The sequence below is a fragment of the Neobacillus sp. 19 genome (genome assembly GCF_049463095.1).
GTDB lineage: Bacteria > Bacillota > Bacilli > Bacillales > Cytobacillaceae > Neobacillus.
In genome coordinates this window covers 34003-59059 of record NZ_JBMPZU010000017.1, presented here as the reverse complement: position 1 = coordinate 59059, position 25057 = coordinate 34003, and the positions used below count along the sequence as shown (strand labels likewise).

At 39.0% G+C, this 25057-nt stretch carries 21 protein-coding genes and 1 other annotated feature; of the genes, 4 read left to right on the top strand and 17 right to left on the bottom strand.

Going from position 1 to position 25057, the window contains the following annotated elements:
* Positions 1-8: 8 nt before the first annotated feature.
* The 9 genes from ACO1D1_RS03570 to ACO1D1_RS03530 form a co-directional block, all read right to left on the bottom strand.
* Positions 9-395: a YidH family protein gene (locus tag ACO1D1_RS03570; RefSeq protein ID WP_149868398.1), complete on the bottom strand. Its 387-nt coding sequence runs from the start codon at positions 393-395 to the stop codon at positions 9-11.
* Between the two features lie 257 nt (positions 396-652).
* Complete coding sequence (locus ACO1D1_RS03565) at positions 653-1069, bottom strand: VOC family protein (protein WP_149868397.1); 417 nt, start codon at positions 1067-1069, stop codon at positions 653-655.
* Positions 1070-1240: 171 nt separating this feature from the next.
* Positions 1241-1396 (bottom strand): DUF1540 domain-containing protein, encoded by a 156-nt coding sequence (locus ACO1D1_RS03560; RefSeq protein WP_149868396.1) that lies wholly within the window; start codon positions 1394-1396, stop codon positions 1241-1243.
* 127 nt (positions 1397-1523) lie between these two features.
* Entirely contained in the window at positions 1524-2714 is a 1191-nt protein-coding gene (locus tag ACO1D1_RS03555) for a macrolide family glycosyltransferase (RefSeq protein ID WP_423334972.1), read from the bottom strand.
* A gap of 351 nt (positions 2715-3065) precedes the next feature.
* Positions 3066-3632: a DUF4256 domain-containing protein gene (locus tag ACO1D1_RS03550; RefSeq protein WP_423334971.1), complete on the bottom strand. Its 567-nt coding sequence runs from the start codon at positions 3630-3632 to the stop codon at positions 3066-3068.
* 187 nt (positions 3633-3819) lie between these two features.
* Positions 3820-5253: a Na+/H+ antiporter NhaC family protein gene (locus ACO1D1_RS03545; RefSeq protein ID WP_423334970.1), complete on the bottom strand. Its 1434-nt coding sequence runs from the start codon at positions 5251-5253 to the stop codon at positions 3820-3822.
* A 58-nt stretch (positions 5254-5311) separates the two neighbouring features.
* Positions 5312-6358: an aldo/keto reductase gene (locus ACO1D1_RS03540; protein ID WP_423334969.1), complete on the bottom strand. Its 1047-nt coding sequence runs from the start codon at positions 6356-6358 to the stop codon at positions 5312-5314.
* The gene (locus ACO1D1_RS03535) at positions 6358-6702 is read right to left on the bottom strand and encodes a TIGR04076 family protein (RefSeq protein WP_423334968.1); all 345 of its coding nucleotides are present in this window, start codon (positions 6700-6702) and stop codon (positions 6358-6360) included. The genes ACO1D1_RS03540 and ACO1D1_RS03535 overlap by 1 nt, the downstream gene beginning before the upstream one ends.
* Positions 6703-6757: 55 nt before the next feature.
* Positions 6758-6999: a binding site (T-box leader), on the bottom strand.
* A gap of 166 nt (positions 7000-7165) precedes the next feature.
* Positions 7166-7663: an LURP-one-related/scramblase family protein gene (locus ACO1D1_RS03530; RefSeq protein ID WP_149868390.1), complete on the bottom strand. Its 498-nt coding sequence runs from the start codon at positions 7661-7663 to the stop codon at positions 7166-7168.
* Between the two features lie 389 nt (positions 7664-8052).
* Between ACO1D1_RS03530 and ACO1D1_RS03525 the strand changes: the two genes are divergently transcribed.
* Entirely contained in the window at positions 8053-9165 is a 1113-nt protein-coding gene (locus ACO1D1_RS03525; RefSeq protein ID WP_149868389.1) for a site-2 protease family protein, read from the top strand.
* A 14-nt stretch (positions 9166-9179) separates the two neighbouring features.
* Here the strand turns inward: ACO1D1_RS03525 and ACO1D1_RS03520 are convergent, their stop codons facing one another.
* Positions 9180-9353, bottom strand: a complete 174-nt coding sequence (locus ACO1D1_RS03520) for a hypothetical protein (protein ID WP_423334967.1) — start codon at positions 9351-9353, stop codon at positions 9180-9182.
* Between the two features lie 115 nt (positions 9354-9468).
* Between ACO1D1_RS03520 and ACO1D1_RS03515 the strand changes: the two genes are divergently transcribed.
* Positions 9469-10914, top strand: coding sequence for a L,D-transpeptidase (locus tag ACO1D1_RS03515; RefSeq protein WP_149868388.1), 1446 nt, complete (start codon positions 9469-9471; stop codon positions 10912-10914).
* Positions 10915-11231: 317 nt separating this feature from the next.
* Here ACO1D1_RS03515 and ACO1D1_RS03510 read toward each other — a convergent pair whose 3' ends face one another.
* From ACO1D1_RS03510 to rlmD, 4 genes are all read right to left on the bottom strand, one after another.
* Positions 11232-12086 (bottom strand): malate synthase, encoded by an 855-nt coding sequence (locus ACO1D1_RS03510; RefSeq protein ID WP_423334966.1) that lies wholly within the window; start codon positions 12084-12086, stop codon positions 11232-11234.
* 851 nt (positions 12087-12937) lie between these two features.
* A complete protein-coding gene (locus tag ACO1D1_RS03505) occupies positions 12938-15241 on the bottom strand; it encodes an ATP-binding cassette domain-containing protein (protein WP_423334981.1) in 2304 nt (767 codons plus the stop codon).
* Between the two features lie 572 nt (positions 15242-15813).
* On the bottom strand, positions 15814-17493 hold the full coding sequence (locus ACO1D1_RS03500) for a M4 family metallopeptidase (RefSeq protein WP_423334965.1): 1680 nt from the start codon (positions 17491-17493) through the stop codon (positions 15814-15816).
* 523 nt (positions 17494-18016) lie between these two features.
* On the bottom strand, positions 18017-19387 hold the full coding sequence (rlmD, locus tag ACO1D1_RS03495) for a 23S rRNA (uracil(1939)-C(5))-methyltransferase RlmD (protein WP_423334964.1): 1371 nt from the start codon (positions 19385-19387) through the stop codon (positions 18017-18019).
* A gap of 180 nt (positions 19388-19567) precedes the next feature.
* Here rlmD and ACO1D1_RS03490 point away from each other — a divergent pair, with 180 nt between their 5' ends.
* Complete coding sequence (locus ACO1D1_RS03490) at positions 19568-19894, top strand: hypothetical protein (protein WP_423334963.1); 327 nt, start codon at positions 19568-19570, stop codon at positions 19892-19894.
* Between the two features lie 280 nt (positions 19895-20174).
* Positions 20175-20450, top strand: a complete 276-nt coding sequence (locus tag ACO1D1_RS03485) for a CC/Se motif family (seleno)protein (RefSeq protein ID WP_149868366.1) — start codon at positions 20175-20177, stop codon at positions 20448-20450.
* A gap of 48 nt (positions 20451-20498) precedes the next feature.
* Here ACO1D1_RS03485 and ACO1D1_RS03480 read toward each other — a convergent pair whose 3' ends face one another.
* From ACO1D1_RS03480 to ACO1D1_RS03470, 3 genes are all read right to left on the bottom strand, one after another.
* Entirely contained in the window at positions 20499-22304 is a 1806-nt protein-coding gene (locus ACO1D1_RS03480) for a carbon starvation protein A (protein WP_423334962.1), read from the bottom strand.
* 136 nt (positions 22305-22440) lie between these two features.
* Positions 22441-23178: a LytR/AlgR family response regulator transcription factor gene (locus tag ACO1D1_RS03475; protein WP_423334961.1), complete on the bottom strand. Its 738-nt coding sequence runs from the start codon at positions 23176-23178 to the stop codon at positions 22441-22443.
* The gene (locus ACO1D1_RS03470; protein ID WP_423334960.1) at positions 23153-24937 is read right to left on the bottom strand and encodes a LytS/YhcK type 5TM receptor domain-containing protein; all 1785 of its coding nucleotides are present in this window, start codon (positions 24935-24937) and stop codon (positions 23153-23155) included. Before ACO1D1_RS03470 ends, ACO1D1_RS03475 begins: the two co-directional genes overlap by 26 nt.
* Positions 24938-25057 lie beyond the last annotated feature (120 nt).

The window sequence follows — 25057 nt, the reverse complement described above, 5'->3', positions numbered from 1 at the left end:
GTTTATGACTAAAATAATAAGAAAGAAAGATACATAAAAATCAAAAAAACCAGAAGTGAAAATAAAATAGAAACAAATATTATAGAATAGTTAGACGGAGTAAAAAATCCATTCTGGATTTCCCTTCTTTTCCTTGTGTAATGTATGGTTGAAAAGATAGCAGTTGTAAAACCAACTAAACAAGCGAAGATTCCTAGAAATATCGCCAAAGTATTAATTGCAGCATTGGAACTGAGCTTAATAGTAAAATGTAACGAAGTGGTTAAAAAACCGACACCTATAATAGAAATAGCAGTCCGAATCCACGCCAGATATGTTCTTTCATTAGCTAAATGCTGTTGTGCATATTTTACACTGTCCTCTTGCCTTTCTTTGCTTATTTTTAAAGCTTTCATATTTAGCTAATCTCCTTTTTATAAACCTAACAAAAATTCTTATCCAAGAAAAATTTATTTAACTCATATAAGCGTTGTATTTATAAAGAAAAAAATAGCTACTGGCGCAGCTACTTAGGCAATTACTTAACTAACATTTTCAGTATTCATTTTTTTAACTTTGGAGTACCCTTTGCTACCTTTACTTTTTGTTATGAATCTTGACATCAAACATAGACCGAAAGCCGTTCTGTTTTCTGATTTATGGGCGTAATTTTTTATTTCAAATTCATTGCACTTTCATCCATGTAAGCAATCTCCCATAAATGGCCGTCTACATCCTGAAAACCCCATATGTACATAAATCCATGATCTTGAGGGTCACTAAAAGATTTACCGCCAGATGCCAATGCCTTATTTACTAACTCATCCACTTGATTCCGGCTCTTAGCTGATAAGCAGAAAATTGCTTCGGCGGAAGTAGTCGTATCCACAATTTCTTTCTTACTAAACCCTTTGAAGCGTTCTTCAATCATAATCATAGCGTAGATATTGTCGCTAATGATCATACAAGATGTGGTCTCATCGGAGAATTGTGGGTTGAACTCAAAACCTAGCTCCTTGAAAAAATTGGTGGACTTGCCCACGTCTTGTACCGATAAATTGATAAAGATGTTTTTAGATGTGAATGCCATTTTTTATTACCTCCTGTTAAGAAATCGACCAATAAGCTTAATTATATCCAATTCAGCCGATTTCTTTCAATGTGGGGTATTTAATGATTCCTTGCATTTTAAATCAAACGATTGGTTTGTAATAAAACTGGACGAGCACGCAGCCGTCCAGTCAGCAAAATTATTCTGATTTTATTTCCTCTCTACAAACGTTTTACATGCTGTATCCTCTACATCAGCAGCCACTTCGCCATGAAGGCCTATCACATAAATAGAATCAGCAACACATTGATCACCCTCAGCCCAATATTTACAATTTTCAACATTACATTTTACATTCAATTTCATAAATTCTCCCTCCTTTAAAAGGTTTTACTAACCAATACCCTTTAAGCTGAGGAGATAAACGCTCTTCTGTAAATTTTCACCAATCTCTATATTGAATGGCTGAGTGGGGACTGACCACAATATTCGTTTAGATGTTATAGTGTCTTTTAAATTCAAAAATCTCATCAACAGCCTGCTGATACCCAGCCGATTTTTGCAATGATTCTTTCATCCTTGCCGCAGCTTGATGGAATGATGGATGGTTCAACACTTGGTCTGCGGATTCACGCAGCAGATTTGCGGTCAAGTCTTGCATTTGTAATTGAATACCAGTTCCGATATTGGCAACTTGACCGGCAATGACCGGCTGATCCGCGCTTTGTGGGATTACAATGAGCGGAACCCCATAATAAAGGCCTTCGTGGACACTGTTCATTCCGCCATGTGTAATAAATAATTTCGTGTATTTCAGCACCTCCGTTTGTGGAACATAATTTTTCACAATGAAGTTTTCAGGTATCGTTCCCAAATCAGATTGGTGAACTTTTTCCCCAATCGACATGACCACAGTATGTTCCGTGTTTCCAAATGCCTCAAAACAAAGCTTATAAAAATCAATTGCTTGATTAAAGACAGTACCCAAGGATATGTAAATTGGGCTTTTTCCCTTGATTGAAGTAAAATCAAAGCTTTCATGCGTCTTTCTTGAAGTGATGGATGGCCCAACAAATTTATACGTTTGGTCGTATTCCTCTTCAAAAGGTTGTAACTCCCTGGTGGTATATACAATTGTAAGTGGTGCGGGATTACAAAAGACTTCATAACACGAATGGATTTCTACCCCATATTTCTCCTTCACGAGTTTCGTCAGCCTTATGTTTTCATCGAATGTTTCTGCAGGAATATTTTTAGAAAGCTGTTTGAACATGTTATCAAATGAGCTTTTAGACTGCGCAAACGAAGTACAAGAATTGACGGCAGGAAGCTTAAGGATTTGAGCAAGTAATCGCCCACAGCCAAACATTGAATCGTGAATGATGTAATCAAATGGCTCTCCTTTGATATTCTCCAGAACGCTAGGAATCATAATATCTGCCGTATGCAAAAGACCATTGATTCTTTCGAGTACATTATTTCTCCCCCCTGAGAGAAAGGCTTTTAAAAATTCCTGAACATCAAAGGTCCTCACTGTCGCCCCCGTTTTCTCCATTCGCTCACGAAAATCCTCGATTGTAAAATACACGACTTCTTCGCCGCGCGTTACCAGCTCTTGCACCACTCCAATCGTTGGATTGACATGTCCTTCCGATCCGCCATTTATAAATAAAACTCGGGCCATGATAACGCCTCCTTATACAGTTTTTAACCTTGTCAGATTGTGTACGTAGTCTTTTTAAAAATATTGCCATCAACCATGCATTTCTAGAACAGGATATGTACTCTCTCGTTCGGTTTGGGAAACATCATATAGGTTTATAAGCAATTGACTGGCAGGTAACTCGTATTTAATTAATTTTAAAATAAAACCGTCTTGGTTCAAATTCTTTAAGTTGTTTTTATTAATAATCAAGAGCCTTTCCTTATGGAGAGGCTCTTTACTCACTGTCTTATCTGTTTTAATCTTTTCTTACAAGTAGCAAACAGAACTCCCCATACGTCCTTTCAACGGGCAGCGTTTCATACTAAAAATTTAGATTCTCACCGAGCCACGGAAGCCCCTGGCAGCATAGTAGGATTCTGCTCCATTGTGGTACACAAAGACAGTGTCGTAGCGCCGATCACAAAAGATGGCCCCACCGAGTTTTCTGATATTAGCAGGTGTTTTCACCCAGCTCGATGTTTTCGTATCGAAATTTCCAAGTTGCTGCAGCTCCCGGTATTGTTCTTCCGTTAATATCTCAATACCCATGTCAGCAGCCATATCTATAGCGCTGTTTTCTGGTTTGTGCTGTTTCCTTGACTCCAGTGCTTCACGGTCGTAGCAAACACTTCTGCGTCCTTTAGGACTTTCCGCTGAACAATCATAAAAAATGTACTCGTCCGCCTGTTTATCATGAACAATAACATCCGGCTCGCCGCCAGTTGTTTCCATTTCATGAAGCGACCACAGTTTTTCAGTATTATTTTCTAGTTTTGCTTGTACGTTAGCCCATTCAAGTCCTTTATGGCGATTCATATTTTTCTCAAAACGGACTTTCAATATCCCTATTATTTCTTCACATTGTTCAGGTGGTAACTTCCTTTTTTCATTATTCATACGAAAACCTCTTCATCTACTAAATATTGAATTACTTTTTAATGGATCGACCCTTCTTATCCAGCCGTAGAAACAGTGTAGCCAGATTATGTACATATTTATTCTTCACTCTCACTGTGACGATAAAAACGATTCGATACCAAATCCGGCTCTCATCATTTTATAAGAGCCGGACTTGGTATCTTGTTTACATTTCTTGAGGATTGCTAACTACTTTTCCTTCAGGGCCTTCATATTCGCGGCCCCATCCCGTAATGATAGAGGACAATAGAACCAAGAACAGTACCATGCAATAGATCATGCCGCTGCTGACTTGTGTTAGTAAAAGCGGGGCAACAAAATCATACCCTTTTGACAGCAAAGCACCGATGAATACAAAAACACTTAAGAAAGGTATGACTAGCACAATTGCATTAGCAAAACCATCCAGTAGATAGGAACGACGGTATGGATGCAACCCAACACGTTTGCCAATCTCATTTTGTACTTTACCAAATGTTGTCATCGATGCACTTGTCACACCACCGAAGATTAACGTTGTAAACGAAATGCCTAACATCATTGCGATTTCGGCACTGCGAACCGTCTTGCCCATTTTGCTGTTAAGGATGCCATTTGTGACTTTTTCAAGTACTCCCGCACCGTTGAGCACACCCATAATCCCGTAGACTGAAATAACCAGCGTGACGGTTGCCATCATGCTGCTGATGCCGCCCGTTAGGAACCCTTTCGGCGCCCCATCCTCCACTGAGATAACCTTGTCGAAAGTTAACAGGTTAAACGCGAGACCTGTAATGGTCCCTAAAATGATCCCTATAGTAATAGCTTTATAGATATTGCGGGTTTTGATGGCTACGATTAACATGACGGCTACCGGAACCAGCATGACAAGCGAGATGGGATTCATGTTTTTTGCAAGGATATCCGATGCGCCTGCACCTACCGTACCTCCTCCGCCTAAAATCCAGAACAGAACAAACGAGATAGAACCTGCGACCAAGGAATACTTTAATCGACTGGCAACACAGCCGCCCACATCAGCGAACCCTTCTCTTTTTGTGTATTCTTGAGTTCCTGCAGAGATAATGGTGGTATCTGATATTGGTGCTAAGTTATCGCCAAATATAGATGCACTGACGATTGCACCCGCAAGAATGGCGGGATCACATCCCAACAATACTCCTGCCGGGTAGAAAATAGGAAAGCAGGTAAACATAGTTCCGATGGATGATCCAGTAGCAGTAGAAATGATACAAACGGCTAAGAATGTAAACGCAGTGAATAATCCCCCATCCACGCCCAGCAAGTCTGCAAGCCATACGAAACCTGACGAAATGTTAGTAGCTTTGATCAACTCTGAGAACATCCCGATGACGAACAGCAGGATGGCAATCGGTACGGCTTCCTTTACGCCGTCATAGACGGAATCCCAGAACCGATCGTAGTTTCCTCTTTTTACAAAAATGGCCCCTACCATCAGTGCAACGAAAGCGCCCATGGCGAGAGCATACATTTCAAACGCTTTAAAAACAATAAAAAACAGTATGCAGAAAAATAGAAAAATCACGACTGGAATAAACGCAGTTCCCCAGCCACCTCTAAATTCAAGTCTCTTCTTCATATCGAAACTCCCTCTCCTCTACTAAACTCTCTATGCTAGACTAAACATACACTCTCACTTATTTCTCATTTAAGTTCATCTTCATAATATTGCGATATTTTGAATCAACAGTACGCTCTAACTCAAACGGTTCACCGTCTACGATTGGATAGTTGTCTAAGAATTGTTTTATTTCTTCGATATCGGTACGTTCAAGCTCGAAAGCAAATATTTGCGTATTTGACTCCACATGCCGGCTATTTCTCACTCCAATAATAGATGCCCCGACTCCTTTTTGACTTAATATATATTTTGTAGCAATCTGTGAAACCTTGACTGAATGCTTTTTAGCGATTCTTTGCAGCAATCCCAACATTTTCTGATAGCCATCCCAGCCCATAGTATCTTCAATCACCTGAAAATATTTAACGTGAGAGCGCGTTTCTGGTTGAATCGAAGTTTGGCCGATCCATTTTTCCGCTAACAAACCGCCAGATAATGTACCGTAGCACAGCAGGGAAATTCCTTTGCTTTTACAATAATCTATTAATTCTTTTTCTGGACGTCTATCAAACACCGAGTATTGATTTTGACAGGACACAACAGGGATCCCGGCATCAACGATTTCGCGCAAATGCTTCGTATCAAAGTTTGTAACGGCGATATTACGGATTTTTCCTTTTTCTTTAAGCTTCAACAGATCTCCCGCTGTCTCAACATAGCCAGGCACATTGTAATCCCACCAATGAAACTGAACAAGATCCAATACATCTCGTTTTTGACGTTTGAGGCTTCTGTCAATTATTTTTTCTGTGTAATTGTAATCGACCTCACTAAGCAAATTGATATCCGGTACATACTTGGTATGAATTTGAATATCATGCGGCGAAAGGGTGCTTCCTTCTTTTAGTTCCGTTAAAAATTCACCGAGGAGTTCTTCCGTACCCGTATAGATATCTGCACAATCAAATGTCGTAAATCCTCTCTCAGCAAGCATGTGGAAGGCCTTCATAACATCTTGCATATCTAGTTTTGATTGTAAGCTATGGCCTTCTGATAGCTGCCAGCAGCCGTTGATCACTCTGTTGATTGTATAATCTTTTGCTAGTTCGAATCGCTCTGCCATTATTGTTTATCTCCTTTATCTATTGGTTCTATTGTGCATTCAGCATGACTAAATTCTTGCGTTCCGATACGACTTATTTTAAATCTGGCACCACAGTTTGGATCCGGGCAGGCAATTACACTATCGGACAACATCCAGTCATTCGCGTGTAATGGCCGCTGCTTTGCAGGCAGTAATGGCAAAATAGCGCTTAATGCATACATGGAAAAAGAATTATTTTCTGGGAAGATTAGGTCTTCCCCAACAACTAAGAAATAGTCCCCTTCCTTATGCCTGCATACCATTGGAATATCTGTAGCAACAACCTCTACTTTTAAGTTATATAGCGTAAATTTATCATCCATGGCACATTCTCCTATCCTCATAAAAAAATAAAAAACACCTGTCCTCAAATAATAATTCAAGGACAAGTGTTAACTTGCGGTACCACCTTGTTTGATATGTATCATACATACCCACTCTGTAGGGTGCATACACACCCTTAGCCCTGTAACGCCGGCATTGCGTCTAAGCTACTTAAAAAAATTCTTTCGCTTCGCCCTCGGAGGCCCACTTGCTGTTACTGCATCTATCCGGCTTACACCATCCCGGATTCGCTGAGAGATCGTTTAACAGTTTAACTCCCTCGTCTACGGTTTATAAAAATGGTAGCATCATAGATTTTTGTTGTCAACAATATTTTTTATATTAAGAAAACTCAAAAACCACTTGATTAAATAACAAAATAGATAACAACTGCCCTTCTGAAGTTTATCTGTAAATTTATCTGTTGATTTCATATAATTACCTTCTCCGTAATTTGGGAAATTAAATCGTCGATGCCGAGGAAGCAGCTGCGTCCTCTGCCTTTACACAATCAATTGCGACAACAAGCGCAATAACGATAGCTTCCATATTTTCATCAATGATTTGAACTTTGTAGCTATCGCCCCAAGTAAACCACTCCTTGTTCACTTTACCAACAACTTCACCATGCTGCATTACCTGAAATTCCATATCCCACCAATTGCCATGTACTTCAATGCCTGCTGCCTCAATCGTATAACGTGCTTTAATGAAAGAAAGTTCTTTCTTAATCATTAACACCTCTTGACCATTCACGTTAACAAAAAACTTCGGTAAAAAGCTGAACGTCTTTTTGGTAATAAGTGCAACTTCATTTCTTGCATTATTCATAATGGTGAAAGTCTTTGGGACTTTCATAAAACTACCTTCCACGTAATATACATCCTTCTCCTGCTGATCCTTTACCGTGAATTTGCCACCCAGACTAAATACCTTCTGCTTAATATAAAGCTGCTTCATACTGCGCCTCCTCTATGGTGACAGTTCATATTACCCTTCAGGGCAAATAAGAACCATTCCAATTGATTTCACTACTTAATATTTATTTTCATTGTTGCCTCTTACAATATTTAACAATAATCCCTTCCATTTCTTAGTTCATCTCCATCCCATTACGCACTTTAATTTTACCATAAAATACCACGTCATAATGTGTGTCCTCATTAAGCTCCAATTAGTAAAAAAGGAAAATGGAGCCAGTTTATTAGGGTTGGTTATATGCCAAAAAAACGAATGAAAATTGCTTGTTCTTCCCAACCGTTTAACCAAATTTCCAACCATTTCCTGTATAATGTTTGTAAAGCTATATTTTGATTTTACATCGGGCAGGGATTTAAGGGGATGGTTATTTGAGTAAAACGAATGTAACTAGCAGCAAGAAAACCTATTGGGGGATACTTACGGCAATAGGGGCATTTTTATTTGGTAAATTAAAGTTTGTTTTAGTCATTTTTAAATTTTTAAAACTCCAAACACTTGTGAGCATGTTCATTTACCTTGGCACCTATGCCCTTTTTTTCGGTTGGAAGTTCGCAATTGCTGTAGTCTATTTGTTATTTGTTCACGAAATGGGGCATTTATATGCTGCTAAAAGAATTAAACTTCCGGTTAGCCCTGCTGTATTTATTCCATTTGTCGGAGCAGTGATCGGCCTGAAGGAAATGCCTAAAAATGCAAAGGATGAAGGATTCGTAGCATACATGGGTCCGTTATTCGGGTTGTTATCCTTCTTGCCTGCGATTCCATTGTATTATTTTACACATGAACCTTTTTGGGCACTTCTGATTATTTTGGGAGGAATGATCAATTTATTTAATTTAATCCCAATCACCCCATTGGACGGCGGGAGAATCGTTGCGGGAATCAGTACGAAACTATGGGGGTTAGGCATCATCCTTTTATTGGCGTTTTCAATAATAAAACATATTTTTATAGGATTTATCATTGTCATCATGGGCGGAATAGAATGGTACAAAATATATAAAAAACAAAAAGGTCTGCATGACAATAAAATGGAAGTACAAGAACTGGAGCATTTGATAGGTAAAATAAAGCAAGGATCAAATGATTTAGATTTCGTTCAAGAAATGACCAGCAAGGCAAAACAGAAAGTTTCAAACCAGGAAATTACTAAAATATTATATACACTGAATACAGAAATTGAACAAATGAAAAAGGATCGCTACCTTCAACAATTATCGGGTGTCCCAGTATGGAATGAAGATGACCTTCATCATAATCAACAGGTTATAGAAAATATCCTCAACAGATTGGAAGAAAAATTACTCGATTATAAAAAACAAGTACAGATAACGGAAAGCTATTATAAAACAAGCAAAGCAACAAAAATGCAATTATTTCTCATTTATATTGGTCTGATCATTGTACTATCCATCAGTTATTATTATGGCAATGAAATTCTTATGAATCACCAAGAAATACAAGAAATCATGGGGAAATAAAACGGAATTTAAGATTAGGTGCCTAGGGGGAAACCTCCCGCACCAATTGAAAATTTCTTAGATTCATCAAAAAGACATCTTAATAAATCTGTTAATAAAGCAAGAGGGCTGCCGATTTTCCGGCTGCCCTTTTTTATATACATAAAGTTTAATCCTGCCCAAAAACCGACAATGTTCGAATCTGACATTTTGTAGAATAGTAGTATAAATTACATTTTTCTAAACAGTGGTAACCAAAATTACAATATCAATTGCTAATGGCTAAGATGTTTAGGACAGAAGGTCAGTATAGGGGGTAACTTAATGGAAAGCACGGTAAATGTTCAAGAAATGGAGAAACAACATGTAAATTCAGCTAAATGGCATGCAAACTGGAAGTTTATTACAGCAGGGATCATTCTTATTATCGTGCTTTTCATTGCAGCAGGCAGCTATTATCAGGCAAACCATTTTAATTCACAAATCAAGATTAATGGCATCAAAGTCGGTGGAATGACTGCTGATCAGGCGCTAAAAAAATTAAAAGCAACCGTATTAAAAAATGTTGTCTACATCGGAGAACAGCAAATTTTAGATGGAAACGATACAAAGATGGTATTTTCGGATGAGGACCTGCCCGACGTCAAAAAATTATTAAAGAGCCAGCGGACTTTTTTTCCTTCTTCAAAGGTTAAAGATTATTCAATCATGCCAAGCAATCAGGACCAGTATCGAAACCAGACATTGAAAAAACAGGTAGAAGAAAAGCTGTTAGCCATGAATCAAAGTTTAAAAGCGCCGCAAGATGCGATGGTTCGTTTGGAACAAGGCAAAATTGTTGTCACTAACAGCATTAGCGGAGAGCAGTATGATGTCGCTAGTCTATTGAATGATTACGAAAAACAGCAAGAATATATTAGTGAAATCCGCCTCAATCCAGCATACATACAGCCAATTAAAGAAGACAGCGAGTTTATTAAAAATCAACAGAAAAAGCTGGAGGAATTTCTTGCACAGACCGTCGATTATCAGGTACAGGATAAAGTGTTTACGTTAAACGCGGGTGAATTAATTAAAAATGCTTCTATTTCAAAAGATTTGCAGATTAAGCTTGATGATGCCGGTGATATTAAGAATAAGATTGCTGAAATTAACAATTCCCAATCCACATTAAATAAGGACTTCACCTTCATGACCCATTCAGGTTCGGTGATATCGGTGAAAGGTAAAGGCTATGGCTGGGCCATCGATGTTGATAAAGAAATACCGGGCATTATGAGCGCTTTTGAAAATGGGGAGAAATCAGTTTCTGCGTCTAATATTTACGGTCATGGCTGGAAGGGTGAAGGCTACGGATATGACACAATCGTAAACAATGGTATTGGCGATACGTACGCTGAAGTCTCCATTGCAGAGCAGCGAATTTGGATATACAAAAATGGAAAATTAGTCGTCACTACGAATGTTGTTACCGGGAATCACAGCACTGGTCATGATACATCACCGGGTGTGTGGTATATCCTCTATAAGCAAACGCCTTCCGTCCTAACGGGCAGAGAAAACGGAAAAATCACTTATCAGGTAGATGTAAACTATTGGGCTCCTTTTACAAATGACGGTCAGGGGTTCCACGATGCCAGCTGGCGGGGCAATTGGGCAAGTAATGCCTATCTTAGTGCAGGATCGCATGGCTGTGTCAACACACCTCCAAGTATTATGAAAACTGTATATGACAATCTCAGCACCTATGATCCGGTTGTTGTTTATTGAGGGAAGTCCTAAAAGTATAACTTTTTAGGAACAGATGGCTCTTTCTTTTCAAAGAGTTAATGATTCTTAAGACAAAGAAGGCAACTAATGGTTAGTTGCCTTCTTTTAAAATGAGTTGCGACACGCACTTAACGTGACTAGAGTGTATGTGGCCATACAATATGAGATGCTGGTAAGTTTTCAATCACTGTTCAGCTATTTATCCCTGATACTTAGAAGACTCCTTCCACGATAAAGAATCATCCTAATTATTCTACAGCAGGAATAAACAGCAAACACTAATCAAACTTCCTGCTAAAAAAGCTTTGGGCTAACAACTAAATACGCAATAATGCGCCATTAGGTTTTGGTAACTCTTGATCTGTTATCTGATTCATTTTACAGAAATGTTTAAAAAATTGTTGTGCCTGCTCTCGTTCTTTTGGGTCACTTTTCAACGAAACGATATCAAGCAAAATTTGAGCCAACCATAAATTTTCAAAATAACGGTATTTACCTGTATTCCATGTCATTTTTTGGGGGAACTTTTCATTCACATAATATTCCCAGAAAAGCATCTGATTTGATTCCTGCTCTGAAAGTTGGAGTCTGTATTTTGAATGAGCAGGAATATATCCATCTTCACATAGCTTACCGATAAAATCTTCATTCACCATATAGACACCTAAGATACGTCTGTCTTTTTCAGGCCTGCTGGAATCTACAGCTGTTAACAGGACAGCGCTATTTTGGTGTAAGCGGATGGGTTTGTTTGGCTTCCCCTTGTTATTACCACTTTTTATTACACCTGAAAAAACCTTCCACTCTGAAAAAGAACGATTCCGTTCTTCTGTGTCACACCAAAAAACCATTTGTGATTCGGGATGTAGTTTATGGTTTTTCATAAGTTTTTCATGTTCCAAGCGAAGTTCCTGGTTTTTCCGTTGTAGTTTTTTTTCCTCTTCCTTCTTCCATTCTTCCTCTCTTCGCTCATTTTCCTTTTTTTGTATAATTTTTTCAAGTAAATTAGCAGCACTTTTATCAAGCAGCGTTATGTGCTTTCCAAATACATCGGGGAAAACAAACTTTTTATTTTCCGATGCGAAATGTATTTCAATAATAGAATCATTATGCTTAACTATACTCCCCGTGCCAAAACGCTTGTGTGTAACTTTCTTATTGATTAGATTCAATATTATAGGCCTCCTTGTAGAATAAAAACTAAGTTACTGTTAGATAGTAAATTGATAATTTTATTCAACTAACTTACCTTTAAAGCTTACACAACTGTTTGAATTCTTCTTTGTTTAAAAAAGGATATTAAAAAACGTATCCATCATTCTAACTGCAAAAAATACATCAGAATACGGGATACGGAATATCATAAAAAAACAATTGTAAGACAATTATAACATTTTTTATAAATTATTACAAATTTATTGTTGACAAAATATTTTATCGTGATGTAAAATAAAGTTTTATTCTCTTCAACCCCTTGAAGAACCAATGAAATAAAGGCGCCGTAGTTGTTAGGTGACCATTGATTTTCTCTGTCGATCTTAGTTAACTTTGTTCCTACTGGTTCTTTATTTTGCAGTATTATCTCTTCAATTATTTTATTTAAGCTTGAGTAAAATAGAATTTGATTCTTGAGTTACAACAATATCTTGTTGTTCATAGTTTCCATCTGTATATTTTACATTTACGCGGATTATAATGTCATCATCTACTACATTATTGCCATCATGAGGAATTGCAAGTGTATAATTATATTTATCCTGTTCTTTATACGTAACTGTATAGGTATTCCCGATTTCCTTGATACCTTGAAATTGATTTGAACCAGGCTCACCATAAATGACATATATCTTTTCTGATAATAGCCAGTTTTTGTCTTCTTTATTTTCTTCTGTTAGTGTAAATCTTCTACGAACAAGCCTTTATTTATGGTATAAGTGATTGAGTCGATATCTTCTCGAGTTACATTTGCTAAATGATAAAAGAACGAAATTCTTCCTTGAGAATTCGTTCTAGGTAGTAAGATTTAGATATTGGCCGACCATACGCCCCGTTCCGAATGTCTTCTAACTCCATCCTTTAACCATCTCGCCGTCAATGTTTCTGCATTTAACATCTCTTCCGGTGTTCCTTCGAATATAATTTGTCCGCCTTGTTTTCCTCCTCCTGGACCCAATTCTATTACCCAGTCGCTCGTCGCTATCAGGTCTAGTTTGTGTTCAATTATTATAACGGAATTACCTCTGTTTACAAGATTTTGAAATACATCTAAGAGTTTTTCATTATCTTCTGAGTGCAGTCCTGAGGATGGCTCGTCTAACAGATAGATTTGGCCCTCTTTTTGTAAGTGGCTTGCCAGTTTAAGACGTTGAATTTCTCCGCCGCTTAGGGAACTTGTCGTCTGCCCTAAGGTCAAATAACCTAATCCCACATCTTTTAGCGTGTGCACTCTTTTTATGATTTTTGGTGCTTTAAAATAATTTATAGCCTCGTCTATTGTTAAATCTAAAATTTCTACTATATTTTTATCTTGATAGCTAAACTTAAGCGCTTCGTCTGAGTATCTCGTACCGCCACATGCCTCACAAGGGATCGTCACTGGATCTGCAAATGCTACTTCTGGCGTTAGGACTCCTTTTCCTTTGCAGACCGGACATGCTCCTAAGGAGTTAAAGCTAAACAATCCTGCCGGTTGTCCTGTTGCTTTTGAAAATATTGCGCGTATATCATCCATTATTCCCATATAGGTAGCCATAGTTGAACGATTGGAAATTCCTATACCACCATGTCCTACCGTAATGGATTCTGGATACTTTTTCGTGAAGGCTTCCAATATTAAGGAGCTTTTACCTGAACCAGATACTCCACAAACAGAGACCAAGACATTTTTAGGAATAGTGACGCTTATATTTTTTAAGTTATTGTTACCTGCTCTTCTTATTGTAAAATAACCTTTTATTTCCCTTGGGTTTTTATTTACTTTTAGCTGGCGCTTTAAGGCCGTTGCGGTGGGAGTGTTTTTTAGTCCTTCTAATTTTCCTTGATAGACAACTTTTCCTCCATTAACACCTGCTCCTGGTCCCATCTCAATTATTTCATCCGCAGCTTTTATTACTGATAGATCATGTTCGATTACGATTACGGTATTATGCTGATCTTTTATCCTTTTTAGCATAATAATTAACATATCCACTTCTTCTGGATGGAGTCCTGCACTTGGTTCGTCAAAAATATAGGTGATATTGTTTAGACTGCTTCCTAAATGACGAGCAATTTTTACCCTTTGAGCTTCACCGCCGGACAGGGTGCCCATTTTTCTTGACAGACTCAAATATCCCAGTCCCATGTCGACTAGTTGTTTTACATACGGGATTGCCTGTTGTGCTATCGATTTCCCCATAGGATCTTTAATATTCTTTAGTTCTTCTAGCATTTCAGGCAGCTCTAATTGGTCGTATTCTGCGATATTTAGGCCATTTATGCTGCACTCTAATACCTTGGGGTTTAAGCCTGAACCTTTACATGTGGGGCATAATGAATGTGTTGACACTGCTAAAACGTCATCTTGGGATACTTGTTTTAGTTTTGAGATGTCTCTATTTATATAAACACGCGTAAATCTAGGCAATAACCCATCCCACTCTGCATTATGGGGTCCATTTTTTGTGTGAAACGGCGCATAGGCTCTTTCACCTTCTCGGGGACCATATAAGAACAGGTGGAGTTCTTCTTCTGCATAGTCCTTTATCGGTTTATCTGGATCGAATAATCCGCAGGTCATCATCCATTGACCTTGCCAGCCTGAAGGCGATAATGGTTTAAATTTCACTGCATATTCTCGAAGTGACTTATCGTAATCGATCAACTTATCAAGGTCTGGTCCAATGACTTCCCCATATCCACCGCATTTTGGACATCTGCCAAAAGAACTTTGACTTGAAAAATCAGTGGCAGAACCGATTGGTGGATTTCCTACTCTCGAGAACAAAAGTCTAATTAATGGATCAATATCCATATAGGTGCCCACTGTTGAGCGGGAATTGCCTCCTATAGGTCTTTGTTCTACTACTACAACCGGGCTTAAGTTTTGCATAAGATCGGCGTGGGGTCGCTCATACCTTGGCATTTGATTTCTGACATAGAGAGGATAGTTCAAAGTCATTTGTCTTCTACTCTCTGTTGCTAATGTATCAAAAACCACTGAGCTCTTTCCTGAGCCTGAAAGACCAGTAAATACGATGATTTTTTCTTTAGGTATGTTTAAATCTACATTTTTTAAATTATTTTCTTTAAGCCCTCTTAAAATGATTTCATCTTTTATTCCTGACATTTTCCTATCCTTTCTATGCATTAATACTTTTCAATGAATTGTTCAACGATACCGTCAGAACTAAACCCATTACTTGATAATAAAAACATTCATTTCATAGTTTACCCATCTTCGCTTCACCATTACTACAGTCTTAACATGTTTGGATTATAATTGACAACGTAAAAAAGGGTCAGACAATCATGAAATTGCAAACTTTCATGATTGTCTGATCTGAAAAACTGCATGCAGCATTAATTTGGTATGTATTCAATACTTATATTGGCTTTAAACACGGCTAATCCCGACAATCAGAGTTGGTTTAATCTTAGATAAAGTATAAATAAATCAGATATCTCTTTAAAATGCATAAAGCCCTTTACACGAAAGGGCTACAGTTTTTCTATTTATTAATAATGAGTTGCGACACGCACTCCACATGTCCAGTGTATATGTGGCTACACATGGGATGCTGGTGGAGACCATAACAAAAAATCCCCCAAACTCTTAGTCTGGGGAACATAAAACGCACTTCAATATTATTCTAAAATCCATAAAAATATTGATTCCTGCGGGCAGATCCAATTATTTAATTAGTAGATTCCCACCGCATCAAATCCGGAATTAGTTGCAGCCACTTCCGCGCTGCCTTCACCATAAAGATCGATTGCAGACTGAACAGCCGCCTTACGCGCGTCGCTAAAATTGGAATTTGGCGTTAAATAAACAGATAGAGCACGGTAGAAAATTTTTCCCAATTTTTCCCTGCCGATATCTTGTGCAATCAGGTATGCGGCATGGTTTGTAATCGAAGAGTTAACATGGACACCTCCGCCATCAACTGAAGTTGGCATATGATAAAATTCATCCATATGTTTCGGATAGACGCCGCCATTTGTGCTATATGCCCTTCTTTGTGCGTTCTGTACAATAACACTATGTGGATCTCTTAAACTGCGCAATACTCCATTACCCTTATCTTTTTCAGCAGGCGCCATAATATCCTCGCCCATTTCCCAATCATCATCGTCAACGAGTGCGCCAAAGATGTCAGCGAATGATTCGTTTAGTGCTCCAGATTGATTTTGGTATACTAAATTTGCTGTATTAGTGATGACGCCATGAGTCATTTCGTGGGCAGCAACGTCAAGGCCGGCTGATAAAGAAATCATGAACTCACCGTCACCATCACCATAGGTCATCCAACGCCCATTCCAAGAGGCATTGTTATAATTGGTTCCATAATGGACTCTGGAGATGATGGCCATCCCTTTACCGTCAAGGGAATTGCGACCATGCTCATTAAGGTAATAGTCATATACCTTTTCCGAATTATAGTGTGCATCGACTAGAGCCCGATCATAGTCGCCAATAAATGCAGCAGAATTTCCAACATATATAGTATCGTTACTAGAAGTATTATCATTTTTAGCATCATACGTGATAATGCCTTGAAGACCCTCATGAGAATAATCAGCCAACGCAAACTTAGTCCCAGAATTCGGTTCCTTCACTTGGGTAATATGTAATTCCCTGTGAGCGCCATGTACCCCTTTCCCAGCACCTTTTTGTGTTTTCATTTCATCCGCATGCATTAAGCCATTATACTTATCGACGACTTCTCCCGTTTTTGCATCCACAAAGACAAACCAGTTTCCAGGTTCATCTCCCATAAAGTTAACATTCACTTTATAAGCCGTATGATTTTCCCCTTCAAATGGGTAGACAACAAGCTCGGAAGTTGGCTCATATGTCAGCTCTTCGGGAGCATTGACAGAGGATAATGCCGCCTCTAGTGCAGCATCACTACTTAAAGAGGCAGTCGTGTCCACTGCATCATCGGCAATCGTCTGATTTACTCTTCCGTTGACGGATACGACTTCATTATCCCTATTAAAATGAACAATAACTTCGGACCCTTCTACATTAACTCCATTGATTGACTGATTAAAGCGGACATGAGTCATACCCAATTCATCTGTTTGCGTATCTTTTACTTTTAGATTTTTACCCGGATTTTTAATTCCGGTTTTACCTTCGTTTTTCTGTAAATAATTTACTGCATTGGCTGGATTGCTAGAAGAGAATTTCTCGGCAAATCGCTCCTTTACAAATAATGGGACGCTTGCCTTCTCATTCCATTCCTTAGATGCTTGTACACTATTAACCACCTTCGAATCAACCGGTTTCGCAAATACATTACTAGCTGGAATAGAACCTACCAACAACGCCGACGACAGAACTGCAGGAACAATAAACTTCTTCTTCAACATTTGCTACCCCCTATTATTATCAGTCGGTTTTATTATAAATTAATAAATATATATTTACATGAATAGTTAGAATTATTTAAATTTTATAAATATTAGTCATTAAAGCCTAGATGCTATTTTATGGTAATACAACTCACCAATTGGGATGGCGAGACATTCATAATTCTTCTAAATTTATTGGATTTTCTATACTTTCGTTGTAGTTGATTTAAACTAATTATAAAAAGTAGGATCCTAGCTAATTTGGAATATGCATTATAATAGGTAGAATGATAGTCAATTTGACACGGAAGCTCTTCGGGAATGTTGCACGGCCATGCCGCCAGGTTTTAGGAGAGTTAGCGACATTGGGGTCCGTTCCAAGAAAAAAAGTGCCAGGCACCTTCCAATTTAGTTGATTTTCTTCAATTTAATAGAGTATTCGAAATGAAAATCGAATACTCTTATTTTTTCGAATGGAGAATAAGTAATAATCGCCCCCACTTCAAACAGCCCAGTCCTAAGACTGGGCTTAATTCTTACATTATTTTAAAATCAGCTGCGCGACGCACTCCACATGGGTCGTATGCGGAAACATGTCCACCGGCTGCACTTCCACGGTTTTGTAGCCGCCATCTTCTAATATCCGAAGGTCCCTAGCCAATGTTGCCGGGTTACAGGAAACATAAACGACCTTCTTTGGTTTCATTTCAATAATTGTTTGCAGCAGGGCTTCGTCACAGCCCTTACGCGGCGGATCAACCACTAAAACATCGGCAGTAATACCTTCTTTATACCACTTTGGAATAACAACCTCTGCTGCCCCGGCCGCAAATTCCGCGTTCGTAATCCCGTTCAATTCGGCATTCCGTTTGGCATCCTCAATCGCCTCAGGAACCACTTCTACTCCGAAAACCTTGCGTGCCTTTTGTGCTAAAAATAAAGAGATGGTCCCGATGCCGCAATAGGCATCAATTACAGATTCTTCACCGCTAAGCCCGGCATATTCAAGCGCCTTATCATACAAAACCTTTGTCTGCACAGGATTGACCTGATAAAACGACAACGCGGAGATGGCAAACTTCACATCCCCAATGTAATCATAGATCACTTCATTTCCCCAAAGGGTACTCGTTTTTTCGCCCATAATTACGTTGGTCCGCTTTGAATTAACATTATGAACAATTGATTTTATTTTCGGAAGCCGAGCAACAATTTCTTCAACCAATTTGTTTTTCTTCGGCAGATCCGCTGTTCTCGTAATGATGACAACCATGAGCTCGCCTGTCTGCTTGCCGTACCGTGCCATAATATGACGGAGAACTCCTTTATGGGATTCTTCTTGATACGCAGGGATCCCAAGCTCACTGCAAATCTCCTTCACTGCTTGTACTGCTTCATTAATTTCCGGGAGTTGAATTAAGCTCTCATTTGTATCAACAATTTCATGACTACGCGGTTTAAAAAATCCCGCAATCAATTTACCGTCTTTTTCCCCGACTGGTACCTGGGCCTTGTTTCGATAGTGCCATGGATTTTCCATTCCAATAATCGGATGGACTTTTGCATCCTCCAATTTGCCGATGCGCGCAAGGACTTGCCGGACTTGATTTTCTTTGTATTTCAGCTGACCTTCATAGCTAATATGCTCGAGCTGGCAGCCGCCGTATTTATGCCGTTCACTGCCAGCAATCTCCACACGGTAAGGACTTTTTTCATAAAGTTCAATCAAGCGGCCAATCCCATAGCCTTTGCCAGTCTTAATCACCTTAATTTTAGCTTTTTCGCCTGGCAGTCCGTTTGGAACAAATAATGGATAACCATCCACCTTCGCAACTCCCGCCCCGTCATGTGTTAAATCTTCAAAGACTACATCTATATAATCATTTTTGTTAACTGGTAATTGTTTGCTCATCAATTTCTTCCTTTACTCGTTTTGACTAGCTAAGATTGTAACACAATAGCGGGTTAAATGCGAAAACTGCCGACATCAAGAGCCCTTTTTTTCATAAGTGCGAAAAATTTGTCAGAACTTTTTTGTTTTCAAATATAATAAAAGTGTATATGATTAAAACAATCTCATTGGAAGGAGTGGATGATGATTAAACGCATAAAAACCCTTTCCATTCCTTTGCTGCTTGCCTTCTTTGCTTTAAACTTTTTACACATTTCAACTATTCTTCCGCAATCCCATTCAGCAATCAAAGCTGTTATCAACGAGGATGATACAAAGGCAAAGGCTTTTTCAGACGATGAGAAAAAACAGCCGATATACCTGCAATTACTGTTTGTACTTGTATTAGTCATTTCAACAGCAATGATTTCACCCCTGCAGTTGTTATTGGCACCTAGCAGAAAACTTATTTTTCTCATCCCGGTATTTCATCAATCAAACTACTTAATCCTCCCACCCAATTCATAAGAAAAATGAATAAAAAGGGAGGAAATAATATGTGGATTCGTTTTGCTCTGATTGGATTCTTTTCGTTATCGGCAGCAGGAATGCTCACCTACCAAGGCATCGAAATCTTCCATGCTTTTATGGATTACTTTAGACAAAAATAACAGAAAGGCAGACTCAGGAGGAACAGCATTCCATGGGTCTGCTTTTTTTAATAATTACATTAAGTCCTAAAACATAGTACACAATAAAATTAAATATTATACTAGATTAAGGGTAATTAAAAAGGAGTGGATAATGGTTGATTATCGAAATCGATGCTGGATCAAAAAACTGGTTAGAATCTAAAGGCAACCAGTTAACCGTAAAAACGATTGAAGTAAAAGCTTGCTGTGCCCCAGGAGTACAGGAGCTGGTAGCCGTACCGGGAAAACCAAAGACTTTAGACCTCTATCATGAATTTATGATTGACGATCTCTCCATATATGTACAAAAGAGGATTAGGGATAGAGAAAAACTCATATTAAAATTATCCGGTTTTAGTTTTTTAAAATCAATTTCGGCAAAGGTTCATTGATGAGATATATAAACAGCACCCATTCAAAATGAATGAGTGCTGTTTTTTTTAAGCAACTTCCTTTTCGGAATTCTTCACTAATATTGCTTGTGGAATTTTCCATAGATTCGTCCATTTAATAATGGATGTAACCATGATGACGATTCCAAGGATCAGCATGATAATGGAAAGGATAGCGTTCAATACGTTGAAACCAGGATTAGCTGCATTTAAGTAAACATTTTTCACCATCCAATACCCTGCTACCATAACCGTGACAAACAGGTATGCTAGTGGGATTAGACATGTCAGCATGTACCAGCGCTTTTCCGCAATCTTTAACACGACGGTCGCTCCGACAATAAGACCGATCGATGCCATCAATTGATTCGATACACCGAATAGCGCCCAGACAGAGCTAATGTCACCTGAGAAAAGAAGATATCCCCAGACAAAGCAGGCTAACGCACTGGCAAATATATTTGCTCCGATTGAATCTGTTCTTTTTAACGGTTTAATGAAGTCTCCCAAGAAATCTTGAATCAGGTAGCGGGCAACCCGTGTTCCTGAATCAATAGCTGTTAAGATGAAAACTGCCTCAAATAGAATAACAAATTGATAGAAGTAGGATGCCAATTTTGCAAAAAACGGAACGGCAGTGAAGATGTACGTCATCCCTACTGCAAGTGTAACGGCTCCACCCGTTCTTCCTTCAAGGTCCATTCCAACTTCTTTACTCAGTTCATCCAGGTGAACTGTTTCCATTCCAAGTGTAGCAAACTTCTCCGGTGAAGAGTTGATGGCAAAATAATCACCTGGCTGCAGTGATACAGCAGCAATTAAAGCCATGATTGCTACTAAGCATTCAACAAGCATGGCTCCAAATGCAACGCCCTTCACATCGCTCCAACGATTGACCATCTTTGGTGTTGTACCAGATCCTACAAATGCATGAAAGCCCGAAATGGCTCCACAAGCAATCGTAATGGAGATAAATGGCCAAACTGGACCCGCTACTACCGGCCCCCCGCCGTTAAGAAATTCTGTAAATGCCGGAAATTGTACGTCTGGATTTACAATGAATACCCCAATTATTAAGGCGGCAAATACCCCAATCTTCATAAATGTACTTAAATAATCGCGTGGTGCCAATAATAGCCAGACTGGTAATGCAGCCGCAAAAAAAGCATAGATTGGCAGAATAAGTGCTAATGTACTTTTTTCAAGGGTTAACACGTCACCTAGCCATGTACCTTGAATATTTGGTCCAAGAACGATTGCCACCATAATTAATGCGAAGCCCACAATCGTTGCTAGTTTTAAGTTTCCTGTCTTTTTATGATACAATCCAACACCCATTGCAATCGGAATCGTGATCCCAACCGCAAACGTTCCCCAAGGATTTCTTTCAAGTGCGCCAAGAACAACCAATGACAATCCTGCCATAGTAATGGTGATAATGAATAGCATAGCTAAGCCTGTACAAAAGCCTGCAATAGGACCAAGTTCTTCTTTGGCTACTTCTGATAACGATTTTCCATTTCTGCGCATAGAGGCAAAGAGAACAACCATATCGTGGACAGCGCCGCCAATAACAGCACCAATCAGCAGCCAAAGCAAGCCTGGTAAATAACCAAATTGCGCAGCTAGGATGGGGCCAACTAGTGGACCTGCTGCTGCAATCGCTGCAAAATGGTGGCCAAAAACTACCCATTTGTTCGTTGGTACATAATCTCGTCCATCTTCAAATTTCTGAGCAGGAGTCGGTTTTGAATCCTTAAGCTTCAAAACTTTTGCTGCCATGAAAGTACCATATAAACGATAAACAATTAAAAGGATACAAATCGAGCCAATAACAATTGTAATCGCATTCATTTTCGTATATTCTCCTTCCACTTTTGTATCTACTTCATCAATTTTACAAAATAAAAGCGGATATATTCCGTTTTCACGATAAAATGCACAAATAGAAGGATGAATTGCAAAAATCAACAAATGAAATACAATCAGTTTAAAAACCGAAACGCTGCTTTAATTCCTTTACATAGGTTCGACTTACTGGAACTTTGGAGCCGTCTTTCATAAGCAAATTATAGGTAGAGTTAAACCACGGTTCTATTTCAATAACATGATCCAAGTTGACAATAAAACTGCGATGAACACGTAGAAATTTAGAACTATGTAACTTTTTCTCCAACACGACAAGTGCATCTGCCACTTTGTATGCTTGATCGAGGGTTACGATATGGCACTTTCCTTCACTGGATGCGAAATAAAGAATATCTGCCAGCGTTAATAAAATAATCCGTTCATCCGCAAGAACGGCAATTTTCCCATTATTGTTGTGTTTCATAGAGGACTGGATAGGTACCGGCTTATCCCTAAATTGTTGCATTTTCTTGATTTTTTCCAACGTTTTTTGAATGCGCTCCTCATCAAAGGGTTTTAAAATATAATCGACTGCATTTACATCAAATGCCTGTAAGGCATACTCATCATAAGCCGTTGCAAAGACAATAGCGGGAGTTTGCTCCTGGCTTTCTAATTGCCTCGCTAAACTTAATCCATTATCATCATCCAGTTCAATGTCCAAGAAAACAAGATCCGGCTTTAGAACTGTGATAGCCGACACTGCATCCTCTACACAATCACTTTCTCCTAAGATTTCCACCTGCTCACTTTGAATGAGCAGGTATTTTAATTCATCCCTTGCTAATGGTTCATCATCCACAATGTAGGCCTTCAACATCTTGATCAAAAACTCCTTTCCTCTCAAGCGGAATGGAAATCGTGATGGTCGCTCCGTGATTAACTTTACTCTTTAAAGATAAACTTGCTTGACCATTATAAATTCCTTTTAGACGTTCAGTAATATTATAAATCGCCGTGCCATTTCCTTTTTTAGAATGGACAACTTGTTTACCAAGCAACTCTATCTGATCCTCTGGGATTCCTTTTCCATTATCGGCTACGATAATTTGCAATTGATTGTTTTTTGAAAAAATTGTGATAGTCACTTTCCCTTCAGACTTACTTCGAGGAAAACCATAATGAATCGCATTTTCAACTAATGGCTGCAAGGTAAAAGGAGGAATCATTACCTTTTCTAGGTGTGACTCTACGTGAAAATCAATGTTGTATTTATTAGGAAAGCGAGTCTGTTCCAATGATAGATAGGCCCTAACATTCGCTAATTCCTTTTCCAGAGGGATTAGCATCTGCCTTGCTCCTTGGAGATTGCCACGAAAAAAGGAACCAAGTTCCAATAGTAATTTACGAGCTTTATCTGCATCTGTACGGCAGAGTGCGGAGATGGTGTTAAGACTATTAAATAAAAAGTGCGGATGAATTTGCGCTTGTAAAGCCTTAATTTCTGCATCTTTTAATAGCTTCGTCTGTCTTTCTGCTTCCGCAAGCTCCAGCTGAGTCGAAAAAAGATTCGCCAGCCCTTCAGCCAATTCCTGCTGTACCCTATCCAGCTTTCCAGGCTCCGTGTAGTACATTTTTAAGGTGCCAAAGATTTTGTTTTTTACCTTTAATGGCAGTACGATCGCTGCTTCTAGCGAACATTGACTATCAAAACAAGAGATTTCTTCTTTTGATCTTGCAATGGAAATTTTACCTTTTTCAAGCACTTTTTTCGTCAAGCCTGTCTCAGGCTTTAACTTTGGGATATGGTGATCTGAAGCGGCGCCGACATGGGCTAGGACCTGGTGGTCATCAGTGATCGCTACTGCATCTGCACGGGTCAATTTCAGCATAATTTCTGAAATTTCCTTGCAGGAATGGAAGTTAAGACCTTGGCGAAAGAAAGGCAGGGTTTGATCCGCAATAAGAAAGGCTTGGTTCGTTTGGTTGGCACGGGCGCGTTCTTCGTCACGTTTAATGATTTGAATAATAAACATAAACAGCAATGTACCTAAACCGTTGCCAAAAATCATTGGCAGGCTAATGAGCTGAACGAGTTCCCAGGCATCATTAAACGGTTTGGCTACGACAAGAATGATAAGCATCTGGACAGCTTCTAGGGCCATTCCGATAAGGACAGCAAACGAGGACGTGATTTGCTTCCCCTTCTGTTTTCGTTTTTTTCCAAAGTATCCTGCTGCAATTCCAGCAAGAATGGTAGAAAAAGCACAAGAAAAGGCAGTGAATCCCCCTAGGGTAAGGCGGTGAATACCCGCAACCAGTCCTGCGCCAATGCCAACCGTTGGTCCCCCAAGTAAACCGCCAATGACAATCCCCATCACTCTTGTGTTTGCTAGTGCACTCTCATGGTCCATTTCAGTAAGCCAATCGGGTCTGCCTATCGTATGATGGTGAACTTCAATGCCTGTATAATTACTAATGATTCCGAACGAACCAAACAGTAAGATAAGCATGATTTTCTCTTTTCTGCTGTGCTCGTTTTGAATCACTTGGCGAAACGACCGCATTTGCGAAAGTAAAAATGCCACAATCACGATAATTCCAACCTTTTCGAGCATCAATGGAGCTAAATTGAACATATTCTTTCTCCTTTACCGTTAGCCCTGTGTCCTTATTCATTATAAGAAATGACAGACTTTTTCGAAAGATTTATGCACTTTTTCATATTACACCATTAAGGATTGCCACGCTCCGCCCTA